Source organism: Brachybacterium sp. AOP42-C2-15 (assembly GCF_052377065.1).
In the GTDB taxonomy this organism is placed as follows: Bacteria; Actinomycetota; Actinomycetes; order Actinomycetales; family Dermabacteraceae; genus Brachybacterium.
Window position 1 is genome coordinate 1 of the sequence record NZ_JBQSWK010000059.1, and the last position, 13433, is coordinate 13433.

Annotated in this window: 14 protein-coding genes; 7 read left to right on the forward strand and 7 right to left on the reverse strand. The window is 64.6% G+C overall.

Annotated elements, in window-relative coordinates:
• The first annotated feature begins 120 nt into the window (after positions 1 to 120).
• The 3 genes from ACT3SQ_RS18085 to ACT3SQ_RS18095 all read left to right on the forward strand — a co-directional run bounded on the left by ACT3SQ_RS18085 (position 121) and on the right by ACT3SQ_RS18095 (position 3339).
• The gene (locus ACT3SQ_RS18085; protein ID WP_444601539.1) at positions 121 to 861 is read left to right on the forward strand and encodes an Abi family protein; all 741 of its coding nucleotides are present in this window, start codon (positions 121 to 123) and stop codon (positions 859 to 861) included.
• A gap of 66 nt (positions 862 to 927) precedes the next feature.
• Positions 928 to 1821: a restriction endonuclease gene (locus ACT3SQ_RS18090; protein WP_444601540.1), complete on the forward strand. Its 894-nt coding sequence runs from the start codon at positions 928 to 930 to the stop codon at positions 1819 to 1821.
• Between the two features lie 294 nt (positions 1822 to 2115).
• Complete coding sequence (locus tag ACT3SQ_RS18095) at positions 2116 to 3339, forward strand: IS110 family transposase (protein WP_444502876.1); 1224 nt, start codon at positions 2116 to 2118, stop codon at positions 3337 to 3339.
• A 29-nt stretch (positions 3340 to 3368) separates the two neighbouring features.
• Here the strand turns inward: ACT3SQ_RS18095 and ACT3SQ_RS18100 are convergent, their stop codons facing one another.
• The 4 genes from ACT3SQ_RS18100 to ACT3SQ_RS18115 form a co-directional block, all read right to left on the reverse strand.
• A complete protein-coding gene (locus tag ACT3SQ_RS18100) occupies positions 3369 to 3797 on the reverse strand; it encodes a hypothetical protein (RefSeq protein ID WP_443353240.1) in 429 nt (142 codons plus the stop codon).
• A gap of 206 nt (positions 3798 to 4003) precedes the next feature.
• A complete protein-coding gene (locus ACT3SQ_RS18105; RefSeq protein ID WP_444599890.1) occupies positions 4004 to 4285 on the reverse strand; it encodes a hypothetical protein in 282 nt (93 codons plus the stop codon).
• 925 nt (positions 4286 to 5210) lie between these two features.
• Positions 5211 to 6809, reverse strand: coding sequence for an L-lactate permease (locus ACT3SQ_RS18110; RefSeq protein ID WP_444601541.1), 1599 nt, complete (start codon positions 6807 to 6809; stop codon positions 5211 to 5213).
• A gap of 156 nt (positions 6810 to 6965) precedes the next feature.
• Positions 6966 to 7913: an L-lactate dehydrogenase gene (locus ACT3SQ_RS18115; RefSeq protein WP_444601542.1), complete on the reverse strand. Its 948-nt coding sequence runs from the start codon at positions 7911 to 7913 to the stop codon at positions 6966 to 6968.
• 328 nt (positions 7914 to 8241) lie between these two features.
• Here ACT3SQ_RS18115 and ACT3SQ_RS18120 point away from each other — a divergent pair, with 328 nt between their 5' ends.
• Positions 8242 to 8886, forward strand: a complete 645-nt coding sequence (locus ACT3SQ_RS18120) for a recombinase family protein (RefSeq protein ID WP_444502713.1) — start codon at positions 8242 to 8244, stop codon at positions 8884 to 8886.
• A 23-nt stretch (positions 8887 to 8909) separates the two neighbouring features.
• Here the strand turns inward: ACT3SQ_RS18120 and ACT3SQ_RS18125 are convergent.
• Positions 8910 to 9843 (reverse strand): IS5 family transposase gene (locus tag ACT3SQ_RS18125; RefSeq protein ID WP_197408445.1). Its coding sequence is split into 2 segments (ribosomal slippage): positions 8910 to 9473 and positions 9475 to 9843, totalling 933 coding nucleotides; the frame shifts between segments, so codons are not numbered across the junction.
• 55 nt (positions 9844 to 9898) lie between these two features.
• Here ACT3SQ_RS18125 and ACT3SQ_RS18130 point away from each other — a divergent pair.
• From ACT3SQ_RS18130 to ACT3SQ_RS18140, 3 genes are all read left to right on the forward strand, one after another.
• Positions 9899 to 10954 carry a hypothetical protein gene (locus tag ACT3SQ_RS18130; RefSeq protein ID WP_444502715.1) on the forward strand — a complete coding sequence of 352 codons (1056 nt, stop codon included), beginning with the start codon at positions 9899 to 9901 and terminating at the stop codon, positions 10952 to 10954.
• 134 nt (positions 10955 to 11088) lie between these two features.
• On the forward strand, positions 11089 to 11340 hold the full coding sequence (locus tag ACT3SQ_RS18135) for a ribbon-helix-helix protein, CopG family (RefSeq protein ID WP_444502716.1): 252 nt from the start codon (positions 11089 to 11091) through the stop codon (positions 11338 to 11340).
• Between the two features lie 151 nt (positions 11341 to 11491).
• Entirely contained in the window at positions 11492 to 12181 is a 690-nt protein-coding gene (locus tag ACT3SQ_RS18140) for a hypothetical protein (RefSeq protein WP_444502717.1), read from the forward strand.
• A gap of 168 nt (positions 12182 to 12349) precedes the next feature.
• On the opposite strand, the gene ACT3SQ_RS18145 is transcribed toward ACT3SQ_RS18140, so the two are convergent.
• Both ACT3SQ_RS18145 and mobC read right to left on the reverse strand, forming a co-directional pair.
• Entirely contained in the window at positions 12350 to 13165 is an 816-nt protein-coding gene (locus ACT3SQ_RS18145) for a relaxase/mobilization nuclease domain-containing protein (protein ID WP_444502718.1), read from the reverse strand.
• Positions 13162 to 13395: a plasmid mobilization relaxosome protein MobC gene (mobC, locus tag ACT3SQ_RS18150; RefSeq protein ID WP_444601543.1), complete on the reverse strand. Its 234-nt coding sequence runs from the start codon at positions 13393 to 13395 to the stop codon at positions 13162 to 13164. The genes ACT3SQ_RS18145 and mobC overlap by 4 nt, the downstream gene beginning before the upstream one ends.
• Between the last annotated feature and the right edge of the window lie 38 nt (positions 13396 to 13433).

Genomic DNA, 13433 nt, shown 5'->3' on the forward strand with positions numbered 1-13433 from the left:
CGTCGTCCCCCTGACCTAACCCCGCAGGGAGATCAACTGACCGCCGACAGGGAGATGAACTGTCCGCGAACAGGGAGATCAAACGTCCGCCCACAGGGAGATCCCGATGTCCCTTGACAGTTGCGAGTCCTCGTGCTCGACGCTCTAGGCCGGTTAGAGGTTGCGCTGCGCCGGGCGCTCTCGGATCACCTAGGAGCCATTGACCCTTTGGCGTATGCGCTCCCCGAGCTTGAAAGTTTCCGCTCGACGTTCGACCATGCGAAGTGGATCGACACAGCCACGGAACGAGTTGACCGTGCCGCCAAGCACAGCCGGTTCGTCAAGCACCAGATAGCCAAGTACGACGGGATTACCATCTGGATTCTGACGGAGGTTCTGGACTTCCGCGACCTCTCACTGCTCTACGACGGGCTCACTGGCGCAGATCAGCGGCAGGTGGCCAACGCCCTGGGCGTCGACATAAACATCGACGCTATAAAGGGATCCACGCAGCGACAGAAAGCGGCAGCAACACACCCCCTGGCCCGCTGGCTCCAGCAGTTCTGCATCGTGCGGAATGTGTGCGCTCACCACGGTCGGCTATGGAACAACCAGGCGATCCCCGTCTCCACGGTTGCCCTGAGGACAATCCCGCAGCTCGCGAGCTTGCCACCAGGGCAAAGCAGCGCCCTGTATGGGGCGCTACTTCTAACGGCGCACATGATGTCGACGATCTCCCCCGGCAGCACGTGGGCGGCACGGGTCAGCAAGCTGATCGAGACGGAGCTTCTCGACCTGCCGATGCGTAGCGCGCAGGAGATGGGCTTTCCCGCCGGCTGGCAGGATCAGTCGCTATGGAGCGACGGCGCTAACGGTTCTTGAGTGCATCTTGTCGGCTCGCGCCTGCAGCATGCGGTCGAGGACCGCCGCCCCGGGCATACTGGCCTCATGTCAGCCGTCCCGCATTCCGTCTTCGAAGCGGCAGTCCGCGTCGCGGGCGAGGCGCTGTATTGGAAGCGTTCTGTGCGGCGAATCTTGCGGACAAGCGGAGCCTCAGAGGCTGGGGTTCGTCGGTACGAGCACCTCTCGAAGTATCAGATCATTCGTGGAGTCTGGGGCGAACTCGACTCGGCCGGGGCTCCAGGTCTCAAGGTTCAGAAGAGCATTGTGGCTGCCCTGGCCAATCTCGATGCGCCGGAGGCACAGGCAGATCAGCGAGCAGGCAAGGAGGCGCTCGATAATCTCCGCCGGCTGTCCCAGGCTCACGGCCTGCTCGTCGACCCTGACGAGCAGGCGCGGATGGTGCGCCGCGACGAGGCCGCCCGTCGAGCTGAGGAGCGCGACGAGAGGGAGAAACAACTGACGACCCTGGCCGCTACCTTCGGCAGCCTGCACCGGGAGACGAACACGCAGGCCCGCGGCTATGCCTTTGAACGACTGCTGGCAGAGCTGTTTCGCATGTACGAGCTCGAGTTCGCCGGCTCCTACAAGACCGAAGTGGACCAGGTCGACGGCGCCGTTCAGTTCGAGGCCTTCACGTACCTCCTTGAGGCGCGGTGGCGTAGCAAGCCCGCGGTCGAGTCGGATCTCGTGCAGCTCACGGGCAAGGTGCGTCGCCGCATAGAGTCGACGCGCGGCATCTTCGTCTCGATGGCTGGGTTCCGTTCCGAAGTCACCCAGCTGTACCGGCTGAGCCATGAACAACGCCTAGTGCTGGTCGACGGGCAGGACATAGCCCTAATCCTGGAGGGGCGCATCGAGCTTCCGGACGCACTTCGAGCGAAGGTCGAGGCAGCTTCAGTCGACGGCGAGCCTTACCTTCAGCTGTCGACGATCATCTAGCACCCACTGACCCAGCCCCGTTGGGAGGACCGGTAGCGGGACCGCTGCACGGTTGCCGTGGCTAGCCCGTTACCTTGTGAGCACCCCGATGGACGGGGTCTGGTCGCTCGGCCGGGTATGGCTTTGTTGCCCTGCCATCAATGGTCCGGGGGGTGTTGCCGCCCGGTCGAGAGACACGCGTTGACCGCTGATAGGGACACGGCCCAGCACTGCTGAGGTCTCTTTGTAACGTGGGTGCCGGCACCGGGTGTCAAGACTGCGACCAGCAATGATGCTCCAAGGAAGGACAGCATCATGGATACACAATTCGCGGTCGTCGTCGGCCTGGACGTCGGAAAGACCGCCCACCACGCCTGCGCACTCGACCCCGCGGGGAACAAGCTGTTCGACAGACCGCTCCCGCAGGACGAGACCAAGCTCCGCGAGCTGTTTACCCAGCTGCAGAACCACGGCGAAGTGCTGATGGTCGTCGACCAGCCCAACACCATCGGAGCATTGCCGATCGCGGTCGCCAGAGACTCCGGCTGCTCCGTCGCCTACCTCCCCGGTCTGGCGATGCGGAAGGCCGCAGACCTCTATCCGGGCAGGTCAAAGACCGACGCGCGGGACGCGTTCATCATCGCCGACACCGCCCGCACCATGCCCCACACGCTGCGGCAGGTTGACCGTGACAGCGAAGTCCTCTCCGCGCTGAAGGTCCTCGCCGGCTTCGATGAAGACCTCGCCCACGAGACCACCCGGGCGCTGAACCGGATCCGGTCCCTGCTGACGCAGATCCATCCCGCACTCGAACGGGTCTTCGTCGGCGGCAGCCTGGCCACCGGGCTCGTCCTGGACCTGCTGGAGAAGTTCGGGGGCCCCACCGGACTCAAGAACGCAGGCCGGGCCAGGGTTCTACGGTTCGCCCGCTCCCACTCGCGCCGGGACCCAGCGGCGCTGATCGACCAGATCTTCAGGGCCCTGGGCGAGCAGACCGTCATCGTTCCGGCGACCGCTGCAGTGGAGCTCGTGATCCCCAGAGTTGCTGGTCAGGTCAAAGAACTGAAGGAACAGCGGGCGACGGTGACACGGGAGGTCGAGGCCATGCTGGAGGACTTCCCTCTCGCCTCGGTCTTGATGAGCATGCCGGGGATCGGCATCAAGACCGCCGCCCAGATCCTCCTGAATATCGGCGACGGCACCGCGTTCGAGACCCCGGGCCACCTCGCGGCCTACGCCGGGATCGCGCCGGTCACGCGAAGATCCGGGACCTCGATCCGCGGTGAGTTCCCCGCCAGATCGGGCAACAAGCGGCTGAAGAACGCGCTGTTCTATTCGGCTTGGGTCGCCTCGAACCACGACCCGATCTCCAAGGCCTACTACGAACGAAAACGCGCCGAGGGCAAGCGCCACAACGCCGCCGTGATCTGCCTGGCCCGCCGCCGCTGCAACGTCATCTTCGCAATGCTCCGCGACGGCACCCACTACCAGCCACCCACCATCGCCGCGACGCCCGAGCTGGCCGCCCTCGCGGCTTGACTCGGAACATAGGGACACCCCCCCAGTGCCTAGTTGAGCAGCGTGCCGAGGCGGGCGTCAACGCTGAACCCATCGGCGACGACTCCGTTCTGAAAGCTAGAAGTCAGCAGGTCGGCCGCACTGTCCGGAATCACGCCGTCCGTCTTCATCTCCGTCACGATCCGGTTGACCGGCCTCGAGAAGCCCCGCAGCGTCCGATCCTCGTGGTAGCGACCGATCTTGTAGACGCGCCTGCGAGTGATGTAGCCGTTGTTCTTCAACGCCTCCCGGATGGCTGTCGCCTGCACGTGAGCCCCGTCGCGCTCCAGTCGGGCGAACGCCTCCTCAAGCGCGTCCGCAGTCCAGCCCGCCACCACCTCGTCGGCATCATCCCCGGAGACGACCTGTCGAAGCAGATCCTCGACTCCCTCCCGCAGTCGCACCTGCTGCGCGTCGTCCAGGTCTGACAGGTCGACCACCAGCTGACGCTGAACTCGCTCCCAACTATCTGAGGGGCGCGATTGTGAGCACATTACCGCAGAAATGGGAGGGGTCGGCTCGTCAGCCAACCCCTCCCATTGCGCCCCCGCCGGGGTAATCCGTCGCGAACCCGACGGCCTCGGCCTCGCTTGCTTAATAGCTCAGTCGCGACCATCTCTCGCCCACCGTGATAATTGCGGACGACTCATCTTTCACGCCACCACTTTTCACCTTGCGTCACATCAAAACCTTCCTCGCGAATTCTTTGCACAAGGGTGTCGAATTGGCGATCGAGCTTGTCTGCGATCACTGGATCCGGATTCGTGACACGGGTCTCATCGGCATACGCCTGATTCATTGCGTCCGCCCACTCGCGCAAGCCGCCCGCAACCTCCGGGGACAATTGTAACAGCGGATCAACTTCCTCTTGCCCTTCTTCCGGGTCGCACCACTCTACGAAGAGAATATAATCCCACATGACAAGCATGGGCGGCAACCCTCTCTCCATTAGCAAACCCCCTTAGTGGACGGAATTGCGGTAATTACGCGCTTGTTGTTCTTGGAGACGATCACCGAGGGCTCGATCGTCTTCCAATACTTTGGCTTCCCATTCGACATCTTGTATAGCTTCACTGGGGCGTGGTAACACCTTTTATTATTGGCCTGAGAGGTGACTTTGCTCGGATTCGTCACTGCGGCTCGAATCAGGTATTGCTGATACTCTGTCCAAGACCCTTTTCCACCCATTTGCTTAACCCACTGAGACTTGGGGTGTGATTTGTTGATGTGGTTAAAGCCAAACCCACTCTTGGTTCCGCACTCGAGGCGGATCGTCTTGTCGTGCTTCGACTTGAATTTTTCGAGTACGTGGTGCATCTTTAGTGGGTCCCCGCAGAACAATACAAGTACCCCGTCGCGCAGAATCAACGACTGGGTCGTTATCTGTCCGCCTCCCTGATCGTCAGGCTCATTCTGAGCACTAGGGGGGACCCAATAGTTGCCCTCTTCGCCCGCAGCTTCGAAGACTACTGTTCCGTCAGCTAGCCCGCTTATGTTCGATTCGCCATCTGTTAATGCAAGTTCGGGGGGCGCCCCGTTCGCGACTGTCGAGCTAACGAGAAGCCCGACTCCAACTGTGAATGCAAGAATGGCCGCACGGACTTTTCGCACGAGAACCCCTGGTTGTTAATTTTTCTGTGGAAGTCGCGGTGCGTAAGTGTAGACACACCCACGATCCCGTCGTCTACTGTCACTCTGGGGTATGCCCAGTGCGACAGATGTGTCGCAAAAGTGCACTTTCGAGCCCTATTGGGAACCGTAAAAGACCTTTCAGTAACTGTCCTGCTGGGGTGCCCCAGTTCGGGACGCACCTCGCGACGCCGCGCGTGGCGCCTCGCTGTGCGTCTGTCCCCTCACAACAGGGCCAGGATGAAGTTCCAGCTGCAGATCACTGCGAGCATAGCGAGGCTGTAGCCGATCGATGCGCGCATGATCTCGCTCTCCCTGCCATTGAGGCCCACGGCTCCGGCCGCGATGGCGATCGACTGCGGGGAGATTACCTTGGCGGTGGTTCCACCGGCGGTGTTCGCACCGACCAGCAGCGCCGGATCAGCCTGGATGCCCTGAGCGGTGGCGACCTGCAGAGGGGCGAAGAGGGTGTTGTTGTTGACCACCGAGCCCGTCAGGAACACCCCGATCCAGCCGATAATGGGAGCGATCAGAGGGAAGACCGGACCGGTGCCGGCCAGGGCGGTACCCATCGCATTTGATCCGCCGGAGTAGTTGGCGATGTTGGCGAGCACCAGGATCACCGTGATCAGCACGATGGCGCCGCTGAGCATCGTGAAGGTGGCGCGCAGCTCACCGAACAGCGCTCTCGCGTCCACCTGGGGAGTGGTGAAGAACGACGTGAGCACGGCGAGGAGGATCGCGGTTCCGGTAGCGCCCAGGATGGAGAGGTTCCAGGTCGTCTCCACCGCGGTCCCGGCTGCGGTGGTGATCTGACCGGTCACCCCGGGGATCGGCAGGGCGAGCGTGGTGACAGCGAGGGCTCCGCTGCTGAACAGTTCCTTCACGGGGGGGATGGACCACACCAGGATGAAGCCGGTGAGGATGTAGAAGGGGCTCCACGCCACCAGGACCTGCTTGGCCGTCGGCGGTCCCATCGCAGCTGGCGCGCTGTCTCCTTCGCGGTAGGTTCTGCGAGGGGACCAGACGCGGCACAGTGCCATCAATGCGAGCATGGCGCTGAGACCGGCGCCGAGGTCAGCGAGCTCAGGGCCGAGGAACCACAGGGTCCCCGCTTGCACCGCGCTGAACACCAGGGTCCCCGTGAGGGTAGCGGGAAGCGTCTCGCGTAGCCCCCGCACTCCATCGATGATCATCACCAGCAGGAACGGAACCAGCAGGGTGAGCGGTTGCAGCACAAGCACCAGTGCTCGGGATAGATCCAGGACCTCCATCCCGGTGATCTGTGCTCCGACGAGGACTGGTACCCCGATAGCGCCGTAGGCGCCGGCAGCCACGTTCCCGACCAGGGCGATCATCGCGGCTCTCACCGGGCCGAAGCCGAGTTGTACCAGAAGGGCCGCGCAAATAGCGATGGGGACCCCGAACCCGGCGGCTCCCTCCAGGAAGGCCCCGAAGGCGAACGCGATCAGCAGCACCTGGATCCGCTGGTCCGCCGAGACGGCGCTGATCGAAGCTCGGATCACGTCGAAACGTCCGGAGACGACGCTGATCCGGTAGAGCCAGACGGCCATCACGATGATGTAGGCGATGGGCCACAGCGCCGTGAGCGCTCCGCCGAGAGCGGCGCCCGCGGCGGCGCGGACGGGCATGCCGAACACTGCGAGGGCGACGGTCACCTCGACTGCCAACGCGATCAGTCCGGCCTTCAGCCCGGTGAGCTTCAGCAGCACCAGGCACAGCAGGAACACGAAGATCGGGAGTGTGGCGACGAGGCCGGAGAGAAGGAGGTTATCGAGCGGATCGATCTGCTGGGTCCACACAGGGAATCCTCAGGACGAGCCGACGCGGGGTGCCCGGTCGGCGGTGGGAAGGGGTACGGCTGGCCGGGCCGGACGGTTTGCCCCGCACGGTGCGGAGCGTGCCGTCATGACGAGACCGGGATGAGCCGGTGCACTGTGGCGTGCCCGGCGAAGGGGTCAGGCGCGCAGGCCGGCCGCGACCTCGCTCAGCGATGCCGCAGAGCGGTGGAGGAGCTCGCGCTCGTGGTCGGAGAATGGGGTCTCTGCGATGGGGTGGGCGCCGGTGCGGTTGACCACGCAGGGCACGGACAGGGCGATGCCCTCCAGGCCCTGGATGCCCGAGAGCACCGGCGCGACAGGGATGATCGCGTTCTCGTCATTCAGGATCGCCTCGACGATCCTCGTGCTCGACAAGCCGATCGCGTAGTTCGTCGCGCCCTTCCCCTGGATGACCGCATACGCGGCATCGCGGACATCCACTGCAATCTGGTCGAGAGTTGACTGCTCGAAGACCCGTTCCCCATTGACCGTCCAGTCCAGGAGGGGAACGGTGCCGATGCTCGCGCTGGACCACAGCGGGAACTCGGTGTCACCGTGCTCGCCGACGATCATGGCGTGCACGCTGGATGCGGAAACTCCAGCGCGGCGCGCGATCTCCCAGCGCAGGCGGGAGGAGTCCAGCGTGGTGCCGGAGGCGAAGATGCGCTCGGCGGGTAGCCCGCTGGCTTCCTTAGCGAGCATGGTGAGGACGTCGCAAGGATTGGAGACAATGACGTAGACCGCGTCGGGCGAGACCTTCAACAGCTGCTCCATCAGCGAGCCCATGATGCGGGCATTTGTGGCAGCGAGCTCGATACGGGTCTGACCGGGCTTCTGCTTGGCGCCGGCGGTAATTGCCACGACGTCGGAGTCGGCCGTGACGGCGATGTCGCTGCCACCGCTGATCTCGGTGGCGCCGACGAACTTCGCACCGTGGGCGAGGTCCAGGACCTCCGCGCGAGTCTTCTCTGGAGCGATGTCGTACAAAGCGATATGGCGGGCGGCCCCACGAATCATCGCGGCGTAGGCCACGCTCGATCCGACAGCTCCAGCGCCGACGACGGTCAACTTGCTCACTGTTCTCATAGTGCGAATCTACCCGGGACACCGGGTGTCTGAGCAGGACCTCTAACACGCTGACAGCGGCGCTAGAACCGTTGGACGCAACACTCCCTGGGGTAGGCGTATCGGACGGTTGTGGAGGTCAGCTGTGAGCCTGCGCGAGGGCCCGGCGAGCCTTGTCCTGGGAGAGAGGTCGAGGTAGGCCCCAAGGTCGGCAGATGCACTCACTCGACTAAAGCCATCGTGCCCCATTCGGGTATACCCAAACGCGACAGCCGGCACCGAGACATCGCCGCTGTTCCACAAGGTCCATTCCCGTGTTTTGGCACATGTCTCGGCTAGGGTCCTAGACATGAATGGAACACATCGGGCCCCGGGGCAGCGCGTTGCGTATCTCCGGGTGTCGTCGGCCGGCCAGAACCTCGCACGGCAGCGCGAGGCGGTGGGGGAGTGCGACCAGATCTTCACCGAGAGACAGTCCGGCAAGAGCGCGACGGACCGCCCGCAGCTACAGGCGCTCATCCGACACGTCCGCCGCGGCGACCACGTCGTCGTCGCATCCATGGACCGCCTTGCCCGCTCAGTCATCGACCTCAACGACATCGTCCAGCAGATCACCGGCGACCCTGCCGAGCACACTGAGCAGCGGCCCCGGAAGGGCGCGAGCGTCGAGTTCCTCAAGGAGCGGCTCACCTTCGAGCCCGGGTACGCGGACCCGATGGCCGCGTTTCAGCTCAACATGATGGGCGCCTTCGCGCAGTTCGAGCGCGAGCTCATCCGTCAGCGCCAGGCCGAGGGCATCGCCGCCGCGAAGAAGCGCGGCGTCTACAAGGGCCGGCCCCGCAGCCTCGAGGGCGACCAAATCCGCTCCGTCCGCAACGCCGTCCTCGCCGGCACCCCCAAAGCCCAAATCGCCCGTGAGCACGGCATCAGCCGGTCTACGCTGTACCGGTATCTCGGTCACCCGGAGTTGCCGCTTCCGTCGTCCACGGAGTGAGGTTGTTCGCTAGGGCATGTCTCTTAAATCCTGGTCCAGGTGATGCAGGCCGCGAGGACGACGGCGGCGCGGTAGGTGAGCGCGAGCTTGTCGTAGCGGGTGGCCAGTCCTCGCCACTGCTTCGCGAGAGCGAAGGAGCGCTCGACGACGTTGCGTCCCTTGTAGGCGACCGCGTCGAACCCAGGCGGCCGCCCGCCCCGGGAGCCTTTGCGCTGGCGGGAAGCGATCTCGTCCCGCTTCTGCGGGATCACGCCCGTGATACCGCGCCGGGCGAGGTGCCTGCGGTTGATCCTCGAGGTGTAGGCGCGATCGGCGAGGACCTTGTCGGGGCGAGTGCGGGGCCGGCCCCGGCCCGGGCGAGGAACCCTGATCTCGGCCAGTACCTCGATCAGCATGACGCCATCGTTGCGCTGCCCGCCCGTGACGACCGCCGCCAGCGGACGTCCGTTCCCATCGACCACGGCATGGATCTTCGTCGTCAGCCCTCCTCGCGACCGACCGATCCCGTGACCTGCAGGTTCGCGCGCACCACCCAGAGGACTGTGGACGAAGTCCTCACCGCGCGGCCTGTGATTCGCTCCGGCCCCCCGTGTCCTGCTCGGGGCGGGTCGTGTTGCTCGCGTGCTGATGCGCACGCGTGATCGTCGCGTCGACCGACACGTCCCAGGAGATCTTCCCGGCCGCGTCGGCCGTGGCGAGGAGCTCCTGGAGGACGTGATCCCAAGTGCCGTCCGCGGCATAGCGGCGATGTCGCTTCCAGACCGTCTGCCACGGCCCGAAACGCTCTCGCGGAAGATCCCGCCAGGGGATCCCGGTGCGGTACCGGTAGATGATGCCCTCGACGATCTGGCGACTGTTCCGGAAAGGACGCCCCCGCCGGCCATCGCTCGAGGGCAGATGCGGCTGGATCTGCTCCCACTGCCGATCCGACAGGACCGCGAACCTCGACTCACTCACCCCGACATCATCCCGCGAGCCTCACCCACCATTAAGGAGACACGCCCTAGCGGACGTGATCGCAGCCGGCGGCCGCCTCGATCTCGGCGCGGCAATCAGTGAGTTCGACGTCTCGCAGATCGTGCGTCTCCTTGCTGATCAAGGCCTACTGCCATCAGGACAGCGTCTCGCACATGAGTCGACCCGCATGGATCCCGTGTTGGGAGTGACCGCGTACCTCGAGCCCGACATCCCCGCCACGATCCCGACGACGGCGGTCCGGGTGCCGAGCCAGCTCCGCTCCCCGCACGCCGCGGTCGAGGCCTTCCGCGCCCACCGCCAGAACGTCTCCAAAGCCCAGATCCCGCGGGCGGCTCGGATCTTGCAGGGGCTCGTCACCGCAGCGCAGGAACGGCAGTGGAAAGTTCCGGCCCAACGGCCCAGTGGCTCCAGGCGGGACGCAACGCCTGATCTGTTGATCAGCACGCTCTCCCAAGAGGTCGTGGTCACGATCTACGAGCTCGACGAGAGGGGCCGACCTGGACGGGCATTCGTCGAGGACTACGGCTACGGCTACGGCTCGCGGGAGCAGCGCACGGTCACCAACCGGCACTTCGGGGGCTCTGGTCGCTTGATGCTCACCGTCCACGACCGCTGGGGCGAAAAGCTGATCGCCAGCGCCCGAGAGACCAAGAACGAAACGCTAGACGAGCAGCTCCCCACCGTGCTGCGAACCCTAGACATTGCCGATGCCGAAGACGCTTGGGAGCGGGAAGAAGAGACGCGACGCCGAGCGATCCGCGAAGAGAGATGGGAGGAGGTCAAGCAAGAAGCCTTCGTCCAGCTCGCTTACCAGCGCAACATCGAGCATCTACAGCAACAACTGGCACACGCGGACGAAGCGGCCCGGATGCGCAGCTACGCAGACTCCGTTGAGGCGCATGCGACCACCCTCGGCCCCAGCGACGAGGAGGCTGCGCGCGGCTGGGCCGCTTGGATCCGTCACCACGCCATCTCCATCGACCCACTCAACGGCGCGCTACGCCAACTGAAGGTGACCGAGGCAAAGCACGAGGACCTCCAGCCCTACATGCACGGATGGAGCGCATACGGCGCCTACCGCCGGCCATAACCCCGCATCTAGCCACCGGAGACCCGTCCCGAACCCCCAGATGGGGGGATGGGGAGATGGGGATATGGGTCTTTGGTGCATATGGGCGGTAGGCAGCAGCCGGACCCGCTCTATTAACGTATTACACTAATGGCATGAGGGCGATTCGGGGCCATGCAGTATCTGAACAGCAGGTCGACGCATGGGTCGATGAAGCTGAAGCTGGCTACGCCGTGAAGCAGCTGCAGAAGCGGGGCCGGCCTGCGCGGGGCAGCTCCCCGGCACGGGTGGTACCGGTGCGGTTCACTGGTGAGGAGCTTGCTGCTTTAACGGCCCGCGCCGAGCGCGAGCACTTGAACCGCTCCGAAGCGATCCGCCAAGCAGTTCAGGAGTGGGCCCGCCGCTGAGAGGCCCTAACAGCTCGACGTACGCTCATGCCTACTGGCAACCAAAGCGGTGCGACAGGCAAGACAAAACCCCGGCCGTCTGATCGACTCCCAAGGGAGTTACAGGGACGGTTCCGGGGTGTTACCGAAGACGATACTGGGGATGTGTGACGTGGGCAAGCAGGGCAGCTACGAAGTCGCTGAGCATCACTTCAGCTCTGCCCGTCTGCATCACTACCTCGTGGCGGCCGGCGGGGACCGCGACCTCGCGCACGCGCTGTACGTCTGGAACAGTCAGCTCGCGGCCGCGTTCTTCGCCGACCTCGGACATCTCGAGGTGGCGGTACGCAACGCTTTGGATGAGCGCATGACGATGAGGTACCAGAGCGCTGGCCATCCTGGCTCCTGGCTGGATGACCCGACAGGCGCTCTTGGTCGCGACCTCATCAACGCCCGTCCGCGCCATCGGCAGCCCTATCGAGACATCGACCGCGCCCGGCAGCGGGTCCACGACAACGGCAAGCCGCTTGATCACGGGCAGATCATCTCCGAGACATCGCTCGGACTGTGGCACCAACTGGTCTCCAAACGCTTCGCGTCTTCACTCTGGCCTGATCTAGCCGGAGCGTTCCCTCACGCGCCGAGTCGTAACCGTGCACTGGTGGCTGACCGGCTCGAGGCGCTCCGCGATCTCCGTAACCGCATCGGCCATCATCACCGGATTTGGAACCTCCCCTGCGAGCGACTTCGGGTACAGCTTCAGGAGCTCGCTGGGTACATCGATCCTGACCTAGCGACATGGATAGAGGCGAGCTCCTCCCTGTCGAGCACTCTGGCTCGATCTCCTCTCGCTGTCCCCTGAACAGGCACGACACCGATCAAAGCCCTAGATCCCCATATGGACGATTGGGGTTTTGGGGGTATGGGGTGCTCATGCCGTCGGGGACGACTCGGTCGGGGTCTGCTGCACCGAAGACAGTTGCCCCAGCGCGGCGCACTTCCGCTTGTCGGTCGAGCGAGCCGAGGGTTTCTAGCGGCCATACCCCTGTTCGTTGCGGTTGGGGGTATGGGGGTTTGTGCGTTGCCGGTAGGAGGTCGTGCTGGTATCAGATGCCGGTGTTGACCGTTTTGGCTTCCTGGCCTGCGGGGTGTCCCTCGGCCTGACGTGTGCGCCTGGCACACGTTCCCGGCTGTTGATGCGCATCACCCGTTGCACCTCAGGATCGAGGGCCTCCCACTGCTCAGGAGTGAACTGCTTGACGAGGCGCCGCAGGCGGCGCTGCTCGGGCGTGACGGCGGCGGCCTCGCGGTACTCCTGACGTTGCTGGGTAACGGTCTTTTTCTGCTGGGTTCGCCGCCGAGGCGCGTGCTCAAGGTCGTGTTGGTTCTCGATGCGGGTGCAGGCGCTCTGTGCTTGCCGGCGATCATTGCGCCCGTGCCACACCTCGCCGGTGTCGTTGACGCGCGAGACGACGACGTGGATGTGGTCCTTTCCGTGACGCACGGCAACCCAGGGGTGCTCTCCTACGCCCATGTCGTCCATGAAGCGTGAGGCGATGTCCGCCCACTCTTGGTCGCCCATCACTCGATCTCCGGGTGCGGCGCGGAGAGAGGCTTGCCAGATCGGCTTGGTGATGTCGGGGCGCTGTCGCTGAGAGTGTCGTACGTCGGCTACCCATTGGGCGGGATCGGTCGCTCCTTCCGCTCCGATGTTCGAGGCGATCACCATGCCTCCTGAGTGGCGCTGCCCGTCTTTGACGTACTGGTGTTCGTTGCTCTTCCCCGGGCCGTGAAGGTACGCGGCGATGTCTCCTACGCGTTCCCCCCGGGTGATCTTGGCGATCACGATGCTCTCCGGGTCCATGCGCGGATCTCGGCGAGCTCCGCGCGGGTGGCTTCGATGGCTGAGAGTAGCTCGGCAGTGCTTGGCCCCTCGGGGCCCCCGCGCTCGGCGACGTTTAGTGCGCGCGCGATCTGGTTGAGGTTGTTGCCCACGCGACCGAGGTCGGCGCGCAACCCGGCGACCTCACCGCCGAGTTCACTGTGCCCGAGTTCGCGCAAGGCGAGCGAGCTCATCACGCGCTCCCTCGCCCATCGTGCGACCGACCCTCTGC